This window comes from Streptomyces sp. NBC_00582 (assembly GCF_036345155.1).
In the GTDB taxonomy this organism is placed as follows: domain Bacteria; phylum Actinomycetota; class Actinomycetes; order Streptomycetales; family Streptomycetaceae; genus Streptomyces.
Genome location: NZ_CP107772.1, coordinates 7,748,856 through 7,770,135, shown reverse-complemented (window position 1 = coordinate 7,770,135; position 21,280 = coordinate 7,748,856). Strand labels below are relative to the sequence as shown.

General features: G+C 73.0%; 19 protein-coding genes. 8 read left to right on the top strand and 11 right to left on the bottom strand.

Translation table 11 applies throughout. The annotated features are described in order from the left end of the window. Nucleotides 1-52: 52 nt before the first annotated feature. The 5 genes from OG852_RS35125 to OG852_RS35105 form a co-directional block, all read right to left on the bottom strand. Nucleotides 53-3,157 carry an efflux RND transporter permease subunit gene (locus tag OG852_RS35125; protein ID WP_330350042.1) on the bottom strand — a complete coding sequence of 1,035 codons (3,105 nt, stop codon included), beginning with the start codon at nt 3,155-3,157 and terminating at the stop codon, nt 53-55. A 154-nt stretch (nt 3,158-3,311) separates the two neighbouring features. Further along, nucleotides 3,312-3,992 (bottom strand): response regulator, encoded by a 681-nt coding sequence (locus tag OG852_RS35120; protein ID WP_133910008.1) that lies wholly within the window; start codon nt 3,990-3,992, stop codon nt 3,312-3,314. Beyond that, nucleotides 3,989-5,212, bottom strand: coding sequence for a sensor histidine kinase (locus OG852_RS35115; protein ID WP_133910007.1), 1,224 nt, complete (start codon nt 5,210-5,212; stop codon nt 3,989-3,991). Before OG852_RS35115 ends, OG852_RS35120 begins: the two co-directional genes overlap by 4 nt. 84 nt (nt 5,213-5,296) lie before the next feature. Continuing rightward, entirely contained in the window at nt 5,297-5,599 is a 303-nt protein-coding gene (pspAA, locus tag OG852_RS35110) for a PspA-associated protein PspAA (RefSeq protein WP_133910006.1), read from the bottom strand. A 38-nt stretch (nt 5,600-5,637) separates the two neighbouring features. Continuing rightward, nucleotides 5,638-6,408: a PspA/IM30 family protein gene (locus OG852_RS35105; RefSeq protein ID WP_330351551.1), complete on the bottom strand. Its 771-nt coding sequence runs from the start codon at nt 6,406-6,408 to the stop codon at nt 5,638-5,640. Between the two features lie 335 nt (nt 6,409-6,743). Here OG852_RS35105 and OG852_RS35100 point away from each other — a divergent pair, with 335 nt between their 5' ends. The 3 genes from OG852_RS35100 to OG852_RS35090 all read left to right on the top strand — a co-directional run bounded on the left by OG852_RS35100 (nt 6,744) and on the right by OG852_RS35090 (nt 9,294). Then, entirely contained in the window at nt 6,744-7,340 is a 597-nt protein-coding gene (locus OG852_RS35100) for a DUF3043 domain-containing protein (protein WP_330350041.1), read from the top strand. A gap of 83 nt (nt 7,341-7,423) precedes the next feature. Next, a complete protein-coding gene (locus OG852_RS35095) occupies nt 7,424-8,137 on the top strand; it encodes a methyltransferase domain-containing protein (protein WP_133910003.1) in 714 nt (237 codons plus the stop codon). A gap of 95 nt (nt 8,138-8,232) precedes the next feature. After that, complete coding sequence (locus OG852_RS35090) at nt 8,233-9,294, top strand: S1C family serine protease (RefSeq protein ID WP_330350040.1); 1,062 nt, start codon at nt 8,233-8,235, stop codon at nt 9,292-9,294. A 205-nt stretch (nt 9,295-9,499) separates the two neighbouring features. Here OG852_RS35090 and OG852_RS35085 read toward each other — a convergent pair whose 3' ends face one another. Beyond that, nucleotides 9,500-9,712, bottom strand: coding sequence for a hypothetical protein (locus tag OG852_RS35085; protein WP_133910001.1), 213 nt, complete (start codon nt 9,710-9,712; stop codon nt 9,500-9,502). 114 nt (nt 9,713-9,826) lie between these two features. On the opposite strand from OG852_RS35085, the gene OG852_RS35080 reads away from it, so the two are divergent. Beyond that, complete coding sequence (locus OG852_RS35080; protein WP_330350039.1) at nt 9,827-11,038, top strand: bifunctional adenosylcobinamide kinase/adenosylcobinamide-phosphate guanylyltransferase; 1,212 nt, start codon at nt 9,827-9,829, stop codon at nt 11,036-11,038. A 99-nt stretch (nt 11,039-11,137) separates the two neighbouring features. On the opposite strand, the gene OG852_RS35075 is transcribed toward OG852_RS35080, so the two are convergent. Beyond that, nucleotides 11,138-12,046, bottom strand: coding sequence for a class I SAM-dependent methyltransferase (locus tag OG852_RS35075; protein WP_330350038.1), 909 nt, complete (start codon nt 12,044-12,046; stop codon nt 11,138-11,140). 154 nt (nt 12,047-12,200) lie between these two features. Between OG852_RS35075 and cobT the strand changes: the two genes are divergently transcribed. From cobT to OG852_RS35060, 3 genes are all read left to right on the top strand, one after another. Continuing rightward, nucleotides 12,201-13,298: a nicotinate-nucleotide--dimethylbenzimidazole phosphoribosyltransferase gene (gene cobT / locus OG852_RS35070; protein ID WP_330350037.1), complete on the top strand. Its 1,098-nt coding sequence runs from the start codon at nt 12,201-12,203 to the stop codon at nt 13,296-13,298. Between the two features lie 89 nt (nt 13,299-13,387). Beyond that, complete coding sequence (locus OG852_RS35065; RefSeq protein ID WP_330350036.1) at nt 13,388-15,070, top strand: phosphatidylglycerol lysyltransferase domain-containing protein; 1,683 nt, start codon at nt 13,388-13,390, stop codon at nt 15,068-15,070. Then, nucleotides 15,067-15,795: a hypothetical protein gene (locus OG852_RS35060; RefSeq protein ID WP_330350035.1), complete on the top strand. Its 729-nt coding sequence runs from the start codon at nt 15,067-15,069 to the stop codon at nt 15,793-15,795. Before OG852_RS35065 ends, OG852_RS35060 begins: the two co-directional genes overlap by 4 nt. On the opposite strand, the gene OG852_RS35055 is transcribed toward OG852_RS35060, so the two are convergent. Then, a complete protein-coding gene (locus OG852_RS35055; protein ID WP_133909997.1) occupies nt 15,792-16,550 on the bottom strand; it encodes a hypothetical protein in 759 nt (252 codons plus the stop codon). The genes OG852_RS35060 and OG852_RS35055 overlap by 4 nt on opposite strands. A gap of 73 nt (nt 16,551-16,623) precedes the next feature. On the opposite strand from OG852_RS35055, the gene OG852_RS35050 reads away from it, so the two are divergent. Continuing rightward, entirely contained in the window at nt 16,624-17,406 is a 783-nt protein-coding gene (locus OG852_RS35050) for an adenosylcobinamide-GDP ribazoletransferase (protein ID WP_133910450.1), read from the top strand. A gap of 68 nt (nt 17,407-17,474) precedes the next feature. On the opposite strand, the gene OG852_RS35045 is transcribed toward OG852_RS35050, so the two are convergent. From OG852_RS35045 to pelF, 3 genes are read right to left on the bottom strand one after another with little or no spacing between them, the layout of a single operon-like run. After that, nucleotides 17,475-18,314, bottom strand: a complete 840-nt coding sequence (locus tag OG852_RS35045) for an endo alpha-1,4 polygalactosaminidase (RefSeq protein ID WP_133909996.1) — start codon at nt 18,312-18,314, stop codon at nt 17,475-17,477. Next, nucleotides 18,311-19,762 carry a hypothetical protein gene (locus tag OG852_RS35040; protein ID WP_330350034.1) on the bottom strand — a complete coding sequence of 484 codons (1,452 nt, stop codon included), beginning with the start codon at nt 19,760-19,762 and terminating at the stop codon, nt 18,311-18,313. Before OG852_RS35040 ends, OG852_RS35045 begins: the two co-directional genes overlap by 4 nt. Next, entirely contained in the window at nt 19,759-21,276 is a 1,518-nt protein-coding gene (gene pelF, locus OG852_RS35035) for a GT4 family glycosyltransferase PelF (RefSeq protein WP_330350033.1), read from the bottom strand. Before pelF ends, OG852_RS35040 begins: the two co-directional genes overlap by 4 nt. Nucleotides 21,277-21,280 lie beyond the last annotated feature (4 nt).

Here is a 21,280-nt window from a genome sequence, read left to right as displayed (position 1 = left end):
CCGGAAAAACCGTCGGCGCGACGGACGAGGTGTCCGCCGCGCCGACCTGCCGTCAGACGCCCGCCGGTTCGGGCGCCTTCTCGGGCTGTGCGGCCTCCCGCTTCAGGGCCCGCTTCCTGGCCCGGCGTTCCTTGCGCAGTTCGAGCATCGCGTAGAGCGTCGGGACGAGGAGCAGGGTGAGCAGCGTCGAGGTGATCAGACCACCGATCACGACCACCGCCAGCGGCTGGGCGATGAAGCCGCCCTGACCGGTGACGCCGAGGGCCATCGGCAGCAGGGCGAAGATGGTGGCGAGCGCGGTCATGAGGATGGGGCGCAGCCGGTGCCGGCCGCCTTCCACCACGGCCTCGACGACGCCGTACCCCTGGGTGCGGTACTGGTTGATGAGGTCGATCAGGACGATCGCGTTGGTCACCACGATGCCGATGAGCATCAGCATGCCGATCATCGCCGGAACGCCCATCGGGGTGCCGGTGGCGACGAGCAGACCGATCGCGCCGGTCGCCGCGAACGGGATGGAGACCAGCAGGATCAGCGGCTGGACGAGCGAGCGGAAGGTCGCCACCAGCAGCATGAAGACGATCGCGATCGCCGCGAGCATCGCCAGGCCCAGGTTCTTGAACGCGCTGTCCTGGTCCGAGGAGACGCCGCCGATCTCGGCGGTGGCGCCCGCCGGGAGCTTCAGAGCGTTGATTTTCGACTGGAGCTGGGTGCTCACCGCGCCGGTGTTGTCGCCGGTCGGCCGGGCACTGACGGTGGCGGCGCGCCGGCCGTCGATCCGGGTCATCGACACCGGGCCGTCGACCAGTCGCACGGTGGCGATGTCACCGAGCTTCACCGCGCCCAGCTTCAGGCTCTTCAGCTGGGCGAGGGTCTGCGCGGGGTTCGCCGAGCGGATGACGACATCGCGTTCGGTGTCGTCGAGGACCGCCTTCGCCGCCGTCGTCCCGCGCACGGCCTGGGTGACCGCCGCGCCGAGCGTCTGGTCGTCGAAACCGGCCGCGGCCGCCCTGGAGTTGGCCTGGACGGAGATGCGCGGCACGCTCTGCGAGAGGTCGCTGGTGACGTCGGTGACGTCGTCGAGCCCGGCAACCGCCTTGCGGACCTGCTCGGACGCGGTGCGCAGCACGTCCGCGTCGGCCGCCTTCACCACGACGCTCAGGTCCTGGCTGCCGAAGCCGTCACCGGCGGCGACGGTGGTCGTGCCGATGCCGTCGAGCTTCTTCAGCCCGTCCTCGATACGGCTCTGGACGTCGTCGTACGACGCCGAGTCCTCCAGCATCACCTGGTACGAGGCCTGGTTGGTGTCGGTGCCGCCACCGAAGGCCGCCAGGAAACCGGAGGAGCCGACGGTGACCTGGTAGTCCTTCACGCCCTTGACGCCGGCGAGCAGCTTCTCGACCTTCTTGGCCTGGGCGTCGGTCGCGGCGAGAGCCGTGCCGGGCTTCAGCTTCTGCTTGACCGTCAGGACCTGCTGCTCGCCCTGGTCGAAGAAGTTGGTCTTCAGCAGGGGTGCCATGCCGAAGGTGCCGAGCAGGACGACGACGGCGATGGCCACACTGGTGAGCCGGCGCCGGGTCGCGAACCTGAGGACGGGGACGTAGAAGCGCTGGAGCCGGCTCCTCGCCTCCTTCTCCTCCGCCGCGCGGCGGGCTTCCTCGGCGTCCTCGGGGGTGCCCTTGGGGGCACGCAGGAACCAGTACGACAGGACCGGAACGACCGTCAGCGAGACCAGCAGGGAGGCCAGCAGGGCCGCCGTGACGGTGAGGCTGAACGCGCCGAACAGGGCGCCCACCATGCCGCCGACCAGACCGACCGGCAGGAACACGGCGACCGTGGTGAGGGTGGAGGAGGTGACCGCGCCGGCCACCTCGCGGACCGCGGTGAGGATCGCGGTCCGCCGCTCCTCGCCGTAGCCGAGATGGCGCTTGATGTTCTCCAGGACGACGATCGAGTCGTCGACGACCCGGCCGACGGCGATGGTCAGCGCGCCCAGGGTCAGCATGTTGAGCGACAGGTCGCGGGTCCACAGCACGATCAGGGCGAGGACCACGGACAGCGGGATGGAGACCGCCGTGACCAGCGTGGAGCGGACCGACGCCAGGAACACCAGGATGACGAGGACCGCGAAGAGCAGACCGAGCGCGCCCTCGGTGGTCAGGCCCTCGATGGCCTTGGACACGGCCGGGCCCTGGTCGCTGACGACGGTGATCCTCGCGCCGGAGCCGAGGTCCTGGCGCAGGCCGGGCAGCTTGTCCTCGACGGCGTGGGAGATGGCGACCGCGCTGCCGTCGTGGTCCATGGTGACCATCACGGCGAGGCTGGGCTTTCCGTCGGTGCGGGTGAGGGAGTCGGCGGGCGCCTCCTCCTGCTTCACCGTGGCCACGTCACCGAGCCGCACCGGCTTCTTCCCGGCCGGGCCGGGGATCCGCAGGTCCTCGATCTGCCGGACGGAGGTGTAGCCGCCGCCGACCCGGACGGTGCGGTTGCTGCCCGCCTCGTCGAAGGAACCGGCCGCGACGGTCGCGCCGCCCGCCTGCAGGGCCAGGGTGAGGGACTGCGTGGTCAGGCCCGCCCGGGCGAGCTTGGCGTCCGCCGGGGTGACGGTGACCTGGAGGTCGCGGACGCCGGTGACGGCGACCTGGCCGACGCCGTCGATGTCCTTGAGGGCGGGCACCACGGTCGTGTCGAGCTGGTCGGCGAGGGCCTGCTGGTCCTTGCCGGAGGTGACCGCGAGGACCACGGTCGGCATGTCGTCGGTGGAGCCGGCGACGACCTGCGGGTCCACCGAGTCCGGGAGCTGGGCGCGGGCCCGGTTGACGGCGAGCTGGACGTCGGCGACGAGCTGCTTGGTGTCGTTGCCGTAGTCGAAGGACGCCACGACGAGGGCGTTGCCCTCGCTCGCGGTGGAGGTGACGCCGGTGATGCCGTCGACACCTTCGAGGCCGGCCTCGATCGGCTCGATCACCTGCTTCTCGACGACGTCCGGGGAGGCGCCCTGGTAGGGGGCGAGCACGGACACCATCGGCAGTTCGATGGTCGGCAGGAGCTGCTGTTTGAGCTGAGGGATCGCGATCGCGCCGAAGGCGAGCGCGATGAGGGACATCAGGCCTGTCAGGGCCCGTTGCGCGAGGCTGAAGCGGGACAGCCAGGACATGGGTGACGGGTCTCTCTTCTGTGAGCGGCAGAAGTCGTGCCGGTACGGCGGCACGGCCCCTCAACCCTGTGCCCCCGGAGCACCACGATCCGTAAACCCCAGGTCCATTTCCTTATGCCTGTCCTACTCCCGCCGCAGTACGCGGCGGCAGGGATCACTCCACCCTCGGGCGTACCAGCCCGGACTCGTAGGCGATCACCACGAGCTGGGCCCGGTCGCGGGCGCCCAGCTTGCCCATGGCCCGGTTGACGTGCGTCTTCACGGTCAGCGGGCTGACCTCCAGCCGCTCGGCTATCTCGTCGTTGGAGTGCCCTCCGGCCACCTGGACGAGGACCTCGCGCTCGCGCACGGTGAGGGCGCCGAGCCGTTCCGCCCGTGCGGGGTCGTGCTCGTCGGGGCCGTCGCCCTGCGCGAGGAAGCGGGCGATCAGGCCCTTGGTGGCGGCCGGGGAGAGCAGGGCCTCGCCGCCGGCGGCTATCCGGATCGCGTTCAGCAGTTCCTCCGGCTCGCTGCCCTTGCCGAGGAAGCCGGAGGCGCCCGCGCGCAGCGACTGCACCACGTAGTCGTCGACCTCGAACGTCGTCAGGATGACCACCCTCACCTGGGCGAGGTCGGGGTCGGCGCCGATCTCACGGGTGGCGGCGAGACCGTCGGTGCCGGGCATGCGGATGTCCATCAGGACGACGTCGGGGCGTTCCTCCCGGGCCAGCCGGACCGCCTGTGCCCCGTCGGAGGCCTCCCCCACCACCTCCATGTCGGACTCGGAGTCGACGAGCACCCGGAACGCGCTGCGCAGCAGCGCCTGGTCGTCGGCGAGCAGGACACGAATCGTCATACGGGGTCCTCGGCTGTCCGGGTACGGGTCTTGACCGGCAGGATCGCATGCACCCGGAAGCCGCCTCCGTAGCGGGGACCGGTGGTGAGGGTGCCGCGCAGGGCGGTGACGCGTTCCCGCATGCCGAGCAGACCGTGGCCGCCGCCGGTCACGGGGGTCTCCTCGGGCTCGGGGCGTCCGTCGTCGAGGACCGTGATCTCGATGTGCGGTCCCACCCGGACGACGCTGACCTCGGCCTTGGCGTCCGGTCCGGCGTGTTTCCGGACGTTGGTGAGGGCCTCCTGGATGACCCGGTAGGCGGCCAGGTCGACGGCGGCGGGAAGTCGTGTGTCGTGGTCGGCGCGGGCCACCTCGACCAGCAGTCCGGCGTTGCGGAAGGTGCCGGCCAGCTCGTCGAGGCGGTCCAGGCCGGGGGCCGGTTCGGTGGGGGCCTCCGGATCGCCGGACTGGCGCAGCAGTCCGACGGTGGCGCGCAGTTCGTTCAGCGCGGAGCGGCTGGCCTCGCGGACATGGGCGAGGGCCTCCTTGGCCTGGTCGGGCCGCTTGTCCATGACATGGGCGGCGACCCCGGCCTGGACGTTGACCAGGGCGATGTGGTGGGCGACCACGTCGTGCAGATCGCGGGCGATGCGCAGCCGCTCCTCGGCGACCCGGCGGCGGGCCTCCTCCTCGCGGGTGCGCTCGGCCCGCTCGGCGCGGTCGCGGATCGCCTGGACGACGGCGCGGCGGCTGCGGACGGCGTCGCCCGCGGTGGCGCCGATGCCGGTCCAGGCGAGGATGCCGAGGTTCTCCTGCGCGTACCAGGGCAGGGGTCCGGCGAGCATCGCGGCGCTGGTGAGGGCGGTCATGGTGAACAGACCGGCGCGCAGCGTGGTGGGGCGGTCGGTGGTGGCGGCGACGGTGAAGAGGGCGACGACGGCGGACATCGCGACGGGGGCGCGGGGGTCGCCGGTGACGCACTCGACGACGGAGAGGGTGCCGGTGACGGCGAGGACCGTCATGGGCGCGCGGCGGCGGAAGACCAGGGCGATGGCGCCGAGGGCCATCAGCAGGAGGCTGAGGGGGTCGGGGGTGCGGACGCTCCAGCTGACGGTGTGGCCGCTGTGCGGGTCGACGAAGGAGCCGGCGAGCATGCACAGCAGGACGCCTGCGGCGAGGGCCGAGTCGAGGGCGAGGGGGTGGGCCGTCAGCTGGTGCCGGGCCCGCGCGAGGGGGGTCACGTTCTGCTTACCGTCGCTCTCCTGGCCGTGGCTGGGGGCTCGCCGCCCCCAGGCCCCCGCTTCGGCCCTGGAGGGGCCTCGTCCTCAAACGCCGGGGGCCGGCTTTCCCGCCCCGGGGATCAGTCCGTCGTCGCTCAGCATCTCCCGGACCTCCTCCAGGCTCGCCTCCGGGGCCGGGAGGATCAGTTCCGAGGGTTCGAGGGCGTCGTCGGGGAGGGGCTCGCCGAGGCGGCGGACGGCGTTCAGCAGGGCGTCGAGGGTGCGGTGGAAGCCCGTCTCGTCGCCCCCCTCCATCTCCGCGAGCAGCTCGTCGTCCAGCGTGTTCAGCTCGGCGAAGTGGGAGTCGGCCAGCGTCCACTGGCCCTCCCCCATGATCCGAACGATCATGTCGGCCCTCCTCGGCTCCGGTCCCCGGCGCCGGGCTGCTACTGCTTGTCGAAGCGCGGGGTGTCCTGCGGCTGCTGCTGGGACTGCGGCTGGCCCGTGCCACCCTCGATGGCCTGCTGTCCGGCGGACGGACCACCGGCGAGCTCGGCCTTCATGCGCTGCAGCTCCAGCTCTACATCCGTACCACCGGAGAGCCGGTCGAGCTCGCTCTGGATGTCGTCCTTCGCGAGGCCGGTGGGGTCGTCGAGGGCGCCGGAGGCGAGGAGCTCGTCGAGGGCGCCGGCCCGGGCCTGGAGCTGGGCGGTCTTGTCCTCGGCGCGCTGGATCGCGAGGCCGACGTCGCCCATCTCCTCGGAGATGCCCGAGAAGGCCTCGCCGATGCGGGTCTGGGCCTGCGCGGCGGTGTAGGTGGCCTTGATGGTCTCCTTCTTCGTACGGAAGGCGTCGACCTTGGCCTGCAGACGCTGCGCCGCGAGCGTGAGCTTCTCCTCCTCGCCCTGGAGCGTGGCGTGCTGCGTCTCCAGGTCGGTGACCTGCTGCTGGAGGGCGGCCCGGCGGGAGAGTGCCTCACGGGCGAGGTCCTCGCGGCCGAGCGCCAGCGCCTTGCGGCCCTGGTCCTCCAGCTTCGAGGACTGCGACTGCAACTGGTTGAGCTGCAGCTCCAGGCGCTTGCGCGAGGTCGCCACGTCGGCGACACCGCGGCGCACCTTCTGCAGGAGCTCCAACTGCTTCTGGTACGAGTAATCGAGGGTCTCGCGCGGGTCCTCGGCCCGGTCAAGGGCCTTGTTCGCCTTCGCGCGGAAGATCATCCCCATACGCTTCATGACACCGCTCATGGGCTTCGCGCGCCCCCTTCTGACGTCCAGCTCCAGCTCTGCGACAGAACCCACAGTACGGGCCCTGCATCCATTGACGCACTGTTCGGGGGCGGATGCGCTCCTCCCCGAGAACGACTGACCGAGACCTTTGCTCCGGCGTGAGGAGTAGGTGACCCTCAGGGTGGGCGCCGCCCCTCCCTTACATCCCCTTTTCCTCTGTTTTCCCCCGTCCATCCCGGTCCGTCTCCCCTACAGACGTCTGGTGTTGCCGGATCGTTCCCCGCCGGGCTGGGGTCCATGCCCGCGAGCGCTTACCCTTGGGTTTTGTGTTCCGTAGCCGTGCCAAGGAAGAGAAGGCCCCCGCCGACAAGGCGCTGGTGACCGACTCCAAGCAAACCCGTGACCCGCAGGCCCCCAAGGGCCGGCCGACGCCCAAGCGCAGCGAGGCCCAGTCGCAGCGCCGCAGCGTCGCCAACACGCCGACGACGCGCAAGGAGGCAGCGAAGCGTCAGCGCGACGAGCGCCGCACCCAGCTCGAGCGTCAGCGCCAGGCACTGGCGGGCGGCGACGAGCGGTACCTGCCGGCCCGTGACAAGGGCCCGGTCCGCAAGTTCGCGCGCGACTTCATCGACTCGCGGTTCAACGTGGCGGAGTTCTTCCTGCCCATGGCCGTGGTGATCCTGGTGCTGAGCCTGGTGCGGGTGGCCTCGCTGCAGAGCATCGCGCTGCTGCTGTGGCTGGTCGTGATCGTGCTGATCGTGCTCGACTCGATCGTCACAGGCTTCCGGCTGCGCAAGGCGCTGTCGACGCGCTTCCCCGACCAGAACAGGCGGGGCGCGATCGCCTACGCCCTGATGCGCTCCCTGCAGATGCGCCGGCTCCGGCTGCCCAAGCCGCAGGTCAAGCGCGGAGAGCGGCCCTGAGCACGACGGCTTTCTCCGGGGGAGCGGCCGAGGCCTGGCTGAGCAGGCTGGGCGGGCTGCGTGATGTCGTACGGCAGGAGCTGGTGGCCCGGCAGCTCGACGAGCAGATCGTCGGGCGTTATCCGGTCGGGCAGCGGCTGCGGGTCCTCGACGTCGGGATGGGCCAGGGCACGCAGGCGCTGCGGCTGGCCCGCCTCGGCCACCAGGTGACCGGTCTGGAGCAGGACGCCACGATGGCCGCGGCGGCCCGTGAGGCGCTGTCCGGGGAGCCGGAGGGCATCCGGGAACGGATGCGGATCATCGAGGGCGACGGCCGGGACACCGGTGTGCACTTCCTGCCGGGCAGCTTCGACGTGGTGCTGTGCCACGGGGTGCTGATGTACGTCGAGGAGCCGGACGCCCTGCTGGCGGGCCTGGGGCGGATGCTGGCCCCGGGCGGGCTGCTGTCGCTGCTGGTGCGCAACGCCGACGCGCTGGCCATGCGGCCGGGGCTGAGCGGCGACTGGGCGGGCGCGCTGGCCGCCTTCGACACCGTGTCGTACACCAACCGGCTGGGCCTGGACGTACGGGCGGACCGGCTGACCACGCTGACCGACGCGCTGGCGGGGATCGGGGCGCCGCTGCAGGCCTGGTACGGGGTGCGGGTGTTCACCGACACCGCGGCCGACGGGACCACCGTCCCGGACGATCACGACGTGGCGTCGGCGCTGCTGGCGGCGGAGGAGCGGGCGGGGAGGACGGATCCCTACCGGGGGGTGGCGGCGTTGCTGCATCTGTGTGGGGTTCGGGGGGCCTGAGGTCGTCCTGAGAGCTGCGGGTGCGTGGGGCCTGGGTTCGCTCGTTCGGGTGAGTCCACCGGGCCCCTCGCGGCCGACGCCGTGAGACTCGGGGCATGGACTCCGCCCGCTTCCGTGCTCTGGGACCCGCCCTGCTCCTGTGCTGCGCCGGGTGTTCCGGCCTCGGGGTTCCGCAGGCCACGACCGCGCAGGCCGGGCAGGTCGCGCGGGCCGTGCAGCCGCCGGGAAAGGCCGCGGACGACCTGCAGAGCGACTTCCAGCGGGTGATCAAGGACGTGCTGCCGTCGGTCGTGCAGATCGAGACGGAGAGCGGGCTGGGGTCGGGCGTCGTCTACGACGGCAAGGGGCACATCGTCACCAACGCGCACGTCGTGGGCGGCGGGCGGTCGTTCCGGGTGACCACTGCCAACAGCAAGAAGCCGCTGACGGCGTCCCTGGTCTTCTCGTACCCGCAGCAGGACCTCGCCGTGGTCAAGCTGGACGCGGTGCCGTCCGGGCTGCGGGCGGCCTCGTTCGGGGACACCTCGAAGGTGCAGGTCGGACAGGTCGTGCTGGCGATGGGCTCGCCGCTGGGGCTGTCGTCGAGCGTGACCGAGGGGATCGTCTCGGCGACCGGACGGACCGTCAGCGAGGGCGGCGACGACGGCGGTACGGGAGCGACGCTCGCCAACATGGTGCAGACCTCGGCGGCGATCAACCCCGGCAACAGCGGGGGCGCGCTGGTCGGTCTGGACGGGCGGATCATCGGCATCCCGACGCTGGCCGCGACCGATCCCGAGCTCGGCGGGGGCACGGCGCCCGGTATCGGGTTCGCGATCCCCGCGTCGACCGTGCGCACGATCGCCGACCAGATCGTGCGCAGCGGCCGGGTCACCGATTCGGGCCGGGCGGCCCTCGGCATCACCGGACGCACCTTCGTGGACGCGGACTTCCAGCCCGCCGGGGTGGTCGTGGTGGAGGTGAAGGACGGGGGCGCGGCCGACAAGGCGGGCATCGGGCCGGGGGACGTCATCGTCCGGCTCGGCGACACGGACATCACCACCATCACCTCGCTGACGGAGGCACTGGCCGAGCTGAAGCCGGGCGAGCGGACCACGGTGACGTTCACCCACAACGGCGGCGAGAAGACGGCCGAGGTGACGTTGGGCGAGCAGTGAGGAGGGGCGGCCGTCCCGGACGTGGGGCCGCCCCGAGGGCCCTAGGGGTGTTTCGAAAGTCCCGCACAGCACCCGCGGCGCCCGGCACGTACTCGCGCCGCACCGGCCGAAACCCCAAGTACGTCCAGTACGAGGGCTTTCGTCCGGCGCGCCGAGAGCACGCACCGGACACCGCGGGCACCGCACAGGACTTTCGAAAGACCCCCTAGGCCTCGTTCGCGTGCAGGCTCATGGGGCCGTAGATCTCGGCGGAGTCCTCGAAGAGCCGCACCTGGTCCGCGCCGCCTTCGAGGAGGGCCTTCCACTGCTCCCCGATCCAGGACTCGGCGTCCCCCTGCGTGGTGAACTCCTCGGGTTCCACCGCGGGCTGGACCTCCGTCCCGTCGGCCTTCTCGAACCGCCACGTCCATGCCGCCATGTACGCCTCCCAGATATGAACACGTGCAGAGCAGAAGCCGGATCTTGGTCCGGCTCCTGCCGTGCAGCCTAGTCGGATGCGCAAGACCAGGTCAGAGACGCGAAAATCAGCTGTGTGGATGTGACTCTGCTCGGTACCGGTGCCCCCGCGGGCCTGCCCCGCCCCGACTGCCCCTGCGCTGTGTGCGCGACCTCGCTGGGCCCGCACGCGCGGGCGGCGACCGCGTTGCTCGTGGACGGCGCGCTGCTGCTCGATCTGACGCCGGGCGCGGCCTTCGCGGCGGCCCGGGTGGGGCGTTCGCTGGCCGGGGTACGGCAGGTGCTGCTGTCGCATCCGCACGACGGGCCGCCGGTGGAGGTGCCGGCCGGACTGCCGCAGCCTGGCCGGATGCCGGACGGGCGGGAGCTGGCGCTGCTGACGGGGCATCGGGTGCGGGCGGTGGCGATGGACGCGCCGGGGACCGGCTACGCGGTGACCGGTCCCGCCGGGCAGCGGCTGCTGTATCTGCCGCCGGGGGGTGCGCCGGCCGGTCTGGAGGAGGGCGCGGAGCACGCCGAGCGGTACGACCTGGTCTTCGTGGACGTCGTGGGGCGGCCGGACGCGCTGGCGAAACTGCGGGCGGTGGGCGCGGTCGGGCCGACGACGGACGTCGTCGCCGTACATCTGGACCATGATGTGCCGCCGGGCGCGGAGTTGACGCGGCGGCTGGCGGCGGGGGGCGCGCGGGCGGTGCCGGACGGGACGACGCTGGTGGCGGGGGTGTACGAGGACGTGCCGGACGTGCCGCGGCGGACGCTGGTGCTGGGCGGGGCGCGGTCGGGGAAGTCGGTGGAGGCGGAGCGGCGGCTGGAGTCGTTCCCCGACGTGCTGTACGTGGCGACCGGGGGGACGCGGGGCGGGGACACCGAGTGGGCGGCGCGGGTGGCGGCGCACCGGGAGCGGCGGCCGGGGTCGTGGCGGACGGCGGAGACGTGCGATCTGGTGCCGTTGCTGGCGGAGGAGGGGGCGCCGCCGCTGCTGATCGACTGTCTGTCGTTGTGGCTGACGGACGTCATGGACGCCGTGGGGGCGTGGGACGACGCGGTGTGGGCGGACGGGGGTGAGCGGGCGTTGCGGTCGCGGGTCGCGGAACTCGCGGGGGCGGTGCGGGGGGCTCGGCGGACCGTGGTGCTGGTGTCCAACGAGGTGGGGTCGGGGATCGTACCGGCGACCGCTTCCGGGCGGCGGTACCGGGATGAGCTGGGGCGGTTGAACACGGCGGTGGCGGGTGAGTGCGAGGAGGTCGTACTGGTGGTGGCGGGGCAGGCGGTGGTGCTACGGGGGTGAGCGGCCGGGGTTGCGTGGGGGGGGTGACCGCAACCCACCAGGGGCGCGGGGAACTGCGCGATCGGCCACCGCGCGCCCGCACCCCCGCGACGGCCGTGGTCACACGGGCTTTCGGGCGATCACCCGGTACGCGTTCGAGAAGCGGGTGCGGCGGACGGCCGGGGCCAGGGCGTGGTCGAGGACGGAGGCGAGGGCGGTCGCGAACGGGGCCGCCCGGTGCAGTCGGCTGCGGTTCAGGTACAGGGAGACGGCCGTGGAGAGGTCGTACGGGGTGTGCGGGGTCCGGCGGTCCGTCAGGACGATCTCGCAGCCCCGGGACTCGAGTTCCAGACGGAGGTTGGCCGGGGGGATCAGATGGAGGTGGCGGGGCTGGTCGTAGGGGTGCCACCACTTCCCGAGGACGGTCGCGGACGCGCTCGTGGGGTCGGGGAGTTCGAGGAGGAGATGGCCGCCGGGGCGCAACGCCACCAGCGCCGCGGCGAGTTCCTCGCGGGGTTCTCCGGTGTGTTCCAGGTGGTGGAGCATGCTGACGACGTCGTAGCGGCCGCGCAGGCGGGAGAGGACCCCGGGGTCGGTGAGCGGGCCGAGGTGGGCCTCGTCCAGGCGGCCCGCCGCCCGCGCCCGCCGCACTCTCGGCGTCGGGTCCACCCCGTCGAACGCCGTGTAGGCGAACAGTTCCTTCGCGGCCAGGGGGAAGTGTCCGTCCCCCGTGCCCACGTCCAGCCAGCTCTCCGGCTCGGGGAAGGGCAGCATCACCCGGGCCGTGGCGCGCAGGCGCCTGCGGCTGGACCGCCGGTCGCGCGGGCCGTCGTAGAGCGTCAGTCCCTCGGGGGTCAGGCGCGGGTTCTGGAAGGCGTGCGCGCAGTCCCGGCACTCGTCGACCGCGAAGGTGCCGGGTCTGCGGTGGCGCAGGTCCGGTGAGCGCAGTCGGGTGCGCAGGCGTTTGGAACCGCACCAGGGGCAGTCGTCGCGGCGCGGGTCGTGGATGGGCCTGGGCCGGGAGGGCATGAGCGGCTCCGGGGGGAGGGCAGAACACGAGCGCTACGACATTCCGCAGCAAAACGGAACGTATGGGATACCGATCTTGGGTGCAAAGACGTCGCGCCTGTGGGGTGCCCATGTGCCGCCGGACCGGTCGCCCGGTGCCGGTACTGTTCGGCGAATGAGCTCGCTTAATCTCGACGACTTCACCGATCTGATCGAGCGCCCCGACGGCGGAGTCCGCCGCGACGCGGAGGCCCGCCGGGAACGTCAGATCGTGCCGCCCGGATCGCTGGGGCGCCTGGACGACCTGGGTGAGTGGCTGGCGGCGGCGCAGGGTTCGGTGCCCGTGCGTCCGGTCGTACGGCCGCGGGTGGTGCTGTTCGCCGGCGACCACGGTGTCGCCGAGCTCGGCGTCTCGGCCCGGCCGGCGGGCACCGCCGCGGAGCTGGTGCGGGAGATCCTGGAGGGCGGCCGGCCGGTCTCGGTGCTCGCCCGGCGTCTCGACGTGCCCGTGCGGATCGTGGACATGGCGCTGGACTGCGAGCCGGACGCGTTCCCGGAGGACGTCGTACGGCACCGGGTGCGGCGCGGCAGCGGCCGGATCGACATCGAGGACGCGCTGACGGTGGAGGAGGCCGAGGCGGCCTTCCGGGCGGGCGTGGCGGTCGCGGACGAGGAGGCCGACTCCGGTACGGATCTGGTGGTCCTCGGCGATGTGAGCGTGGGCGGGACCACGGCGGCCGGGGTGCTGGTCGCCGCACTGTGCGGGACCGACGCCTCCGTGGTGACCGGGCGGGGCGGCGAGGGCATCGACGACCTGGCGTGGATGCGCAAGTGCGCGGCCATCCGGGACGCGCTGCGGCGGGCGCGGCCGGTGCTCGGGGAGCAGCTCCAGCTGCTGGCGACCGTGGGCGGGGCGGACCTCGCCGCGATGACGGGCTTTCTGCTCCAGTGCGCGGTACGGAAGCTGCCGGTCGTGCTGGACGGGGTCGTGTCGGCCGCGTGCGCGCTCGTGGGGCAGCGGATCGCGTTCCGGGCGCCGGACTGGTGGCTGGCGGCGAGCAAGAGCGGTGAGCCGGGGCAGGCGAAGGCGCTGGACCGGATGGCGCTGGAGCCGCTGCTCGACCAGGGCGTGAAGGTCGGGGAGGGCGCGGGGGCGCTGCTGGCGCTGCCGCTGGTGCTGGCCGCGGCGGCACTGGCCGCCGAACTGCCGGAGCGGCCGGAGAAGGCCGAGGTCTCCGAGGGGGAGCCCGAGAAGGAGACCGAGAAGGAGTGAGCCGGCGGCGGCCGGTCCGGCACCTGCCGGGCTGCGCCGTCGTGGCTTAGCACCGTCACGGCGGAAAATGGGACATATCATCCCCTCCCATGGGAAACGCCCGTTTCGCCGCCGGCTTCGCCGTCTGGTATCTGCGTGCCGTCGCCTTCGTCAACTTCCTCAGCGCGGTGTGGGTTTCCCTGGGGCAGGACGTGCGACGGCACAACCAGGAGGACCTGTTCACGCCGTATCTGCTGACCGCGGGCTTCGCCTCCGGGGTGTTCACGGCGTTCCTGGCGATCACCATGCGGCGCCGCAAGCGCGCCGCGTGGATCCTCAACCTCGGGCTCGGCGGGGCGTTCCTCGCACTGCTGGCCTTCGCCATGGTGTTCCCGGAGATCCGCCGGCATCCGCAGAACTGGGTGTCGCTGGCCCTGACCGCCGCCTTCGTGGGCGCGCTGCTGCTCGGGCGGCGGGAGTTCTACGCCAAGGGCGACCGGGCCAACCCCCGGCTCGCCGCGACCGTCGCCGCCGCGGGGCTGCTCGTCTCGTCGCTGCTCGCCGCCCTGCTGGTGACGGCGACCGACCAGGCCCCCGGCCGCTCCACGTTCGCCGAGTGCTGGCGCTACGGAACCCTCCGCCTGGTCTCCATCTCCGACTTCCGCTCCCCCGGCATCGCCCCGCCGAACTGGGTCGACGTCACCGTGAACGTGCTGAGCACGGCTCTCGTCCTCGGTGTCCTGTACGCGGCCTTCCGCTCCCGGCGGGCGGTGGACCCGCTCACCGCGGACGACGAGAAGCGGCTGCGGGAACTGCTCGACCGGCACGGCGAGCGGGACTCCCTCGGGTACTTCGCGCTGCGCCGGGAGAAGAGCGTGCGCTGGTCGCCGACCGGGAAGGCGGCCGTCGCCTACCGGGTGGTCGGCGGGGTGTCGCTGGCGTCCGGGGATCCGCTCGGGGACCCGGAGGCGTGGCCGGGGGCGATCGAGCCGTGGCTCGCCGAGGCGCGGGCGCACGGGTGGATCCCGGCCGTGATGGGCGCGAGCGAGGAGGCCGGGACCGTGTACGCCCGGCACGGCCTGGACGCCCTCGAACTCGGGGACGAGGCGATCGTCGAGGTCGCCGAGTTCACCCTGGAGGGCCGGGCCATGCGGACGGTCCGCCAGGCGTACAACCGGGTCCGCCGGGCCGGGTACACCGTGCGGGTACGGCGGCACGAGGACATCCCGCCCGAGGAGCTGGCGCATCTCGTGCGCCGCGCCGACGACTGGCGGGACGGGGCCACCGAGCGCGGGTTCAGCATGGCGCTGGGCCGGCTGGGGGACCCGCAGGACGGCCGCTGTGTGATGCTGGAGTGCACGGACGCCCAGGGTGACCTGCGCGCGCTGCTGTCCTTCGTGCCCTGGGGCCCGCGGGGGCTCTCCCTCGACCTGATGCGACGCGACCGGGACTCCGACAACGGCCTGATGGAGTTCATGGTGATCGAACTCCTCCGGCGCGCGTCGGAGATCCGGATCACGCAGGTCTCCCTGAACTTCGCCATGTTCCGCTCGGTCTTCGAACGGGGCGCGCGGCTGGGCGCCGGCCCGGTGCTCAGGCTGTGGCGCTCCCTGCTGAGCTTCTTCTCGCGCTGGTGGCAGATCGAGTCCCTGTACCGCGCCAACGCCAAGTACCGGCCCATCTGGGAGCCCAGGTTCCTCCTCTTCGAGAAGAGCGCGGACCTTCCCCGCATCGCCCTCGCCTCGGCACGGGCGGAGGGCTTCCTGGAGACACCGGGGCTGCCGAAGTGGTGAGTCCTCGCGTCACGCGCCGGGCCCGCGCCGAGTGGGGACCGCTGTACACGGCCGTGCGCGGGCCCCTGGTGCGGCGGCGGTGGCGCGCGGTGCCGATGACCCTGGCGGCGGTGGGCCTGACGTCGGCCCTGCAGCTCGTGCAGAACCAGTCCTGGGGCTACCGCCCGGTGCAGAACCTGGGCGCGGTCCGGGCCGAGGACCCCCTGTGGCTCGCCCTCCTGCGCACCCCGCTCTCCCTGTTCGTCCCGGCCCTGGATCTGCCGGTCTGGGGCGCCCTCGCCCAGATCCTGCTGGTGTTCGGCATCGCGGAGATCTGCCTGGGCCGGCGGCGCACCCTGACCGTGGCCTACGCCGCGACCCTCGCCGGCACCCTGTACGCCCGCGCCGCCATCGCCCTGAACGCCCTCCCCCTCACCGACGCCCAGGTGGTCGACACGGGCCCGTCGGCGGCGGTGGTGGGCCTGGCGGTGTACCTGGGCCGGCGCTACCGCGCGTACGCGACGACGGCGGCGGTGGTCGCGACGATGGTCCTGGAGGTCGCCCTGAAGAACAACCTCGCGGGCAAGGAGCACTTGGCGGCGATGGCGGCGGTAGCTCTGCTGTGCGCTTTCCACAGGCGCTCAGGGCAGCCAACCCTGGGGGCGCGGGGAACTGCGCGACCAGCCACGACGCACCCGCACCCGCACCCGCACCCGCCGAACACCACCCGCACCCACCCCCACTAGGCGCCCTTGCGGGAAAGCTCCGCGTCCGTCTTGCCCCCGAGCCAGTCCCCCAGCACCCGCCCCGGCCCCACCCACCGCCGGTCGTGCCGATACGCCCGCAGGATCGCCCGGGCGCGAGCCCGCGGCCGCCGCCGGTAGAACCGCCGCGCCCAGGGAGACCCCGGCCGGGCCAGCCGCACCAGCCCGACCAACCCGATGAACGGGATGAACACGCTGAACACCGCCATCTTGATCTTGCCCTTGAACAGCACGGCCATCGACAGCAGGAAGTTCACGGCGACGGTCGCCAGCACGGTCCCCCGGTCCTGAAGCTCCGCGTCGCTCATGTCGTTGACCCCGAACGGCGCCGACCCCACCAGCAGCAGTCCCCCGAGCGCGGCCGTCAGCACGACCGCCTCCACGCTCTTGCGCCCGGCCTCCGTCCAGTACACGTCGTCGAGATGCAGGATCAGCGCGAACTCGTCGAGGACGAGCCCCGCCCCGATGCCGAAGACCACCGCGAAGACCCCGGAGCCGAACCCGCGCGCCCCGCTCGCCACCGCGCCGAAGCCGCCCGCGACGATCAGCACGACCCCGGGCACGACATGGTGGATGTGCACGCCTCCGGAGCTGATGTTGCCGAAGGGCCCCTTTCCCGCCCGGATCATGCGGGTGATCACCCGGGTGATCAGGAAGGTGAGGACGAACGCGGTCAACGCGAGGAGCAGGGGCAGTTTCCCCGGCTCGACGATGTTGCGCTGCAGCCATTCGCCCATGTCCCCAGTGTCACGGGCGGTGGGGTGCGCTGCCTCGTGGGAGGGGCGTCCGGGCTAGTCTGCCGCCGTGTCCATGACCGCGCCCCCGCTCCACGGCCTCCGCTTCGCCTTCGGCACCCTCACCGTGCTCCCCGTAAGGGTGAACCGCTGGGACCGGGAGGCCGCACGCGGCGGCATGCTGTGCGCGCCCGTGGTGGGGCTGGTCGTCGGGGGCTGCGCGGCGACCCTCGGTGGGCTGCTGCTCTTCCTCGGCACGGGCCCGTTGCTCGCCGCCGTCGCCTCCGCCGCCGTACCGGCCGTCCTCACCCGTGGGCTGCACCTCGACGGGCTCGCCGACACGGCGGACGGTCTGGGCAGCGGCAAGCCCGCCGAGGACGCCCTGCGGATCATGAAGCAGTCGGACATCGGACCGTTCGGGGTGCTCACGCTCGTGTTCGTGCTGCTCGCCCAGGTCGCGGCGCTGGCGCGGCTGTACGACGACTCATGGGCGCGGGGTGCCCTCGCCGCCGTCGTCTCGGCGGTGGCGGCCCGTCTGGCGCTCACCCTGGCGGCCCGCGCGGGTGTCCCCCCGGCCCGCCCGGAGGGCCTGGGCGCGGCGGTCGCGGGCACCGTCCCGGCACCTGCCGCGCTGACGGTGACCGCCGCGTTCACGGCCGCCGCGGCGGCCTGCGGCGCGCTGTCCGGCACCTACGACACCGTCCGCACCCCCCTGGCCCTGCTCGCCGCCCTGGTCGCCGCCGAGCTCCTGCTGCGCCACTGCACGCGCCGCTTCGGCGGAGTGACGGGGGACGTCTTCGGCGGCGTGGCGGAGACGGCGGCGACGGCAGCGCTGGTGGCCCTGACCGTGGGCGGCTGACCAGCGCCCCGAAGGGGCGCGGGGCACTGCGCGACCGTCCGCCACGACGCCGCACGCGACCACGGCGCTCAGCAGGCCTCCCGCCACACCCCCAGTTCGTACTTCTTCAGCAGTGAACTGAGCTTCAGCCGCTTGGAGTCGCCGCAGAACTCACTCGTCGGCAGCTCGTACTCGACATGGAAGACCGCCTTGTCCGCGTCGATGAACGGCGTCATGTCCGCGCACTCGTCGTACTGGGCGCACTGCTCGTTGACCGCGAAGTCGAAGTCGTCGACCAGCGCCGGAATCTGGTCGAGGTCGTTCTTCAGGCCGACGGACATGCCCCGATCGTGCGCGAGGCGGGCGATCAGCCGGTTGTAGCGGAGCTGGTCGGCCGCCTTCAGCGGGAAGCCGGTGGTGTTCTTGTAGCCGTCCATGTTGTCCGGCTCGACGGCGTCGAAGCCCTTGTCCCGGCACATGTCGAGCCGGGCCGCCATCAGGGGTTCGAGGACGTCCACCGCGCGGATGTCGAGCCAGCGCTCGCCCTTCCAGCCGTTGCCCTCGCCGATCACCGCCTTAGGGAAGTCGTCGGCGTCGGGACGCCAGTCCTCCCAGGCGCCGGTGGACAGGTAGCAGATGACCTTGCGGCCGTCGGCGTGCAGCGCCGCGACGGTCTTCCTCGTGTGGTCGAAGCCGTCGATGTCGTACACCGGGACGTCCACGGAGGTGTCCAGTCTGCCGCTGAGCTGCCACTGCCAGTCGGTGCCCGGCCGGGGCTGCCAGCGCTTCCCCGCGGCCGTACCGCCGGCGGCGGGTTCTCCGCCCCGGTCGGTGTCGCCGTCGGAGGCCGCGGTGCAGCCCGTCAGCAGCAGGAGCAGCGACGCGGACGCGGTCGCGGTCGCGGTCGCGAGGAGGGATCGCGGTGTCATCGGTGGGCCGTCGCTCTTCCCAGGAGTGTGCGGACCAGCAGCGCCTGGACGGCGGCCGCCGTTGCGTACACCGTAAGGGCCGCCCCGTGCGGGTCGGTGAGGTGGGTGAGCAGGGCGAGGGTCTGGGCGAGGGCGGCGGCGCAGCAGACGGCGGCCGTGCCGAGGGCCGCGCCGAAGGACTGCAGCAGCAGCCCGGTCCACAGCACCGCGCCCAGCAGGAGCAGATCGGCAAGGCGTACGGCGGTGAGGCCGGGGGCGTGCGGCCACAGGGCCGTGGCGGCCGGTCCGAGCGCCAGCAGGATGAGGAGGTAGGCGGCGAGGCATTCGGCGCCGGTGCGCAGGGTCGCCCGCCGGAAGGCGCGCGGGGTGCCCGTGGAGCGCAGGGTGGCCAGGCTGCCGCTGCGGAAGCGGTACAGCAGCCATTCGGCCGGGCCCATGCTGAGGGTGAGTGCCACGGCGGCGGGCGCGGCCAGGGCGCTGTGCTCCTCCCCCGCCAGGACGTCCCCGAGGGCCGCGTACAGGACGAGCGCGCCGCTGCCGAGGCCGAAGAGGGCGTACGGCAGCGAGCTCATCGGTCCGGGTGCGCCGGCGCCGCCGGACGGCTTCCGTACGGAGGGGGCCACCGAGAGCAGCCCGAGCAGCATCACCGCGGCCAGGGAGCCCAGCAGCAGGGTCAGGGCCACGGGGTCCGGGAGGGGGTGGGCCAGGGCGAGCAGGGCGCCCGCCGTCAGCGGGGCCAGGGCGGCCAGCAGGGTCCGTTCGCGGCCGAGGACGAGCAGGGTGGTGGAGGCGCCGAGGTAGCAGGACTGGCCGGTGGCGAAGGCCACGGCCGCCCGGTCGGCGGCCCCAGCGACGGCGAGGGCGGTCAGCGCGCCGAGCAGGGCGCCGACGGGGGCCCCGACGAGGAGGCAGCGGCGGGCGCCGTGCCGGTCGCCGAGGCCCAGCCAGGCGTACGCGCGGTGGGACAGGCCCTGGTTCCAGGTCCAGCCGAACAGCGCGCCGGCCAGCAGCGGGACCGTGCCCGGCGGCAGGCCGAGGGCGCCGGGCGGGCCGGTGAGCAGCGGGGCGCCGAGGACGTACGCCAAGCCGGGCAGGGCGAAGACCAGCCCGCGCAGCAGACAGGCGCGCAGGCTCACCCGCCAGGGGTCGTGCGGCGGGGTGTCGGGTTCCGGGTGACGGCGCGGAACGCGGGCGTAGAGCTCCTCGGCGAGGGCGAAGGAGTCGCGCACGCCGTAGCGTTCGCGGATCTGGTCGTCGGAGAGGCCGTCGGACTCCAAGGCCGCGGCTATCTCGTCCGGGTGGACGGCGGCTGCCGCGAAGTCGCCGAGGTCCGCGGCCAGCCGGTCGACGGGGTCGGGGGCGGCCCAGGAGGGGGTTGTCCTCGCGGTGCGCTGCCGGGGGACGAAGGGTCGTGCGGTCGTCCGACGGCCGGTGGTCTTCCGGTTCACCAGTCCGTCCCGTCCGTCGCCACGGCCCGGTACCACGGGTCGCGGAGTTCCTCGGTCCAGTCGGTGACCGTCTCGACGGTGGGCTCGTAGACGTCGAGGCCCGCGAGTTCCTGGTAGATCGTGCGGAAGTGGTCGACCGAGCGGCGCAGCGTGAACCGGTCGATGACCCGCTGCCGGGCCGACTCGCCCAGTCGCAGGCGTTGTTCGTCGTCCTTGAGGAGGGTCAGGGCGGCCGCGGCCAGCTTCTCCGGCTCGCGCGGCGGGACGACCAGACCGGTGTCGCCGACGGCCTCGCGCACTCCGCCGACGTCCGTCGACACCGTCGTACGGCCGCAGGACATGGCCTCGATGAGGGAGAACGGGAAGCCCTCGGAGATCGAGGACAGCACCACGACGTGGCCGGCCGCGTAGGCGCGCGAGACGTCGGTGACGCGGCCCTCGAAGGTGAGGCCGTCGGTGACGCCGAGGTCGGCGGCGAGCTTCTCCAGCCGGGTGGCGTACGCCTCGCAGCCGGGGGGCACCGGGCCGAACAACCGCAGGCGGGTGTCGGGGAGTTCGGCGCGGACCAGGGCGTAGGCGCGGAGCAGGGTCTCCAGGTCCTTGATGGGGTCGATCCGGCCGCACCAGGTCAGCGTGGGGACCTCGGGCTCGGGTCCGGCGTGCGGGAAGGCCTGCGGGTCGACGCCGTTGTAGACCGTGCGGATCTTCCGCGGGTCGGCGCCGCCGCGCTCCTCCCAGCGGCGGTTGTACTGGTTGCAGGGGGTGATGAGGTCGGCCGTGCGGTAGCCGAGGGTGTTGAGGGCGCGGTGGAAGCCGAGCATGAAGGCCTTCACCGGCCAGCGCCGGGTCTCGCGGCGGCTGCCGAGGTAGCGCTCGCGCAGATAGATGCCGTGCTCGGTGAGGAGGAACGGCACGCCGTCGAAGTGGCGGGCGGCGAGGGCGGGGAGGGTGGCGAGTCCGCTGCTGACGGCGTGGGCGACGGAGTCCTCCAGGACCCGGAAGCCGAGCGGGCGCAGGGCGTGTTCCAGCAGGTCGATGGCGGTGAGCGCGTCGTGCACGGTGGGGACGGCGGCGGCGGTGGGAAGGTGCGGCATGGTCCAGATCGCCATCAGGGAGCGCAGCGCGGTCTCGGTGCGCAGGGCGGCCGACAGCCGTCCTTCGCGGGCGAGGGCGGCCAGTGCGTAGAGGCTCTCGCCGAAGTCGCAGGGTGCCTCCGGGTCGAGGACGGACAGCAGGAGACGTTCGTGGGCGTCGCCGAAGCGGCGCAGGTCCCTGCCGTACGGCGGCCGGTCGCGGCCGGGGCGCGGGCCCCAGGTCGGGACGGTGGTGTGGCGGCGGACGTTGGGCGGCAGCTCCCAGGTCACGGGTTCGCGGCCGCTGCCGCAGAGCGAGACGAGGTGGAAGTCCACCTCGGGCATGCCCTTGACGAGCTGGTCGCACCAGGTGCTGACGCCGCCGTGGACGTGCGGGTAGGTGCCTTCGGTGAGCATGGTGACGTGTCGGCCTGTGCGCATGGCT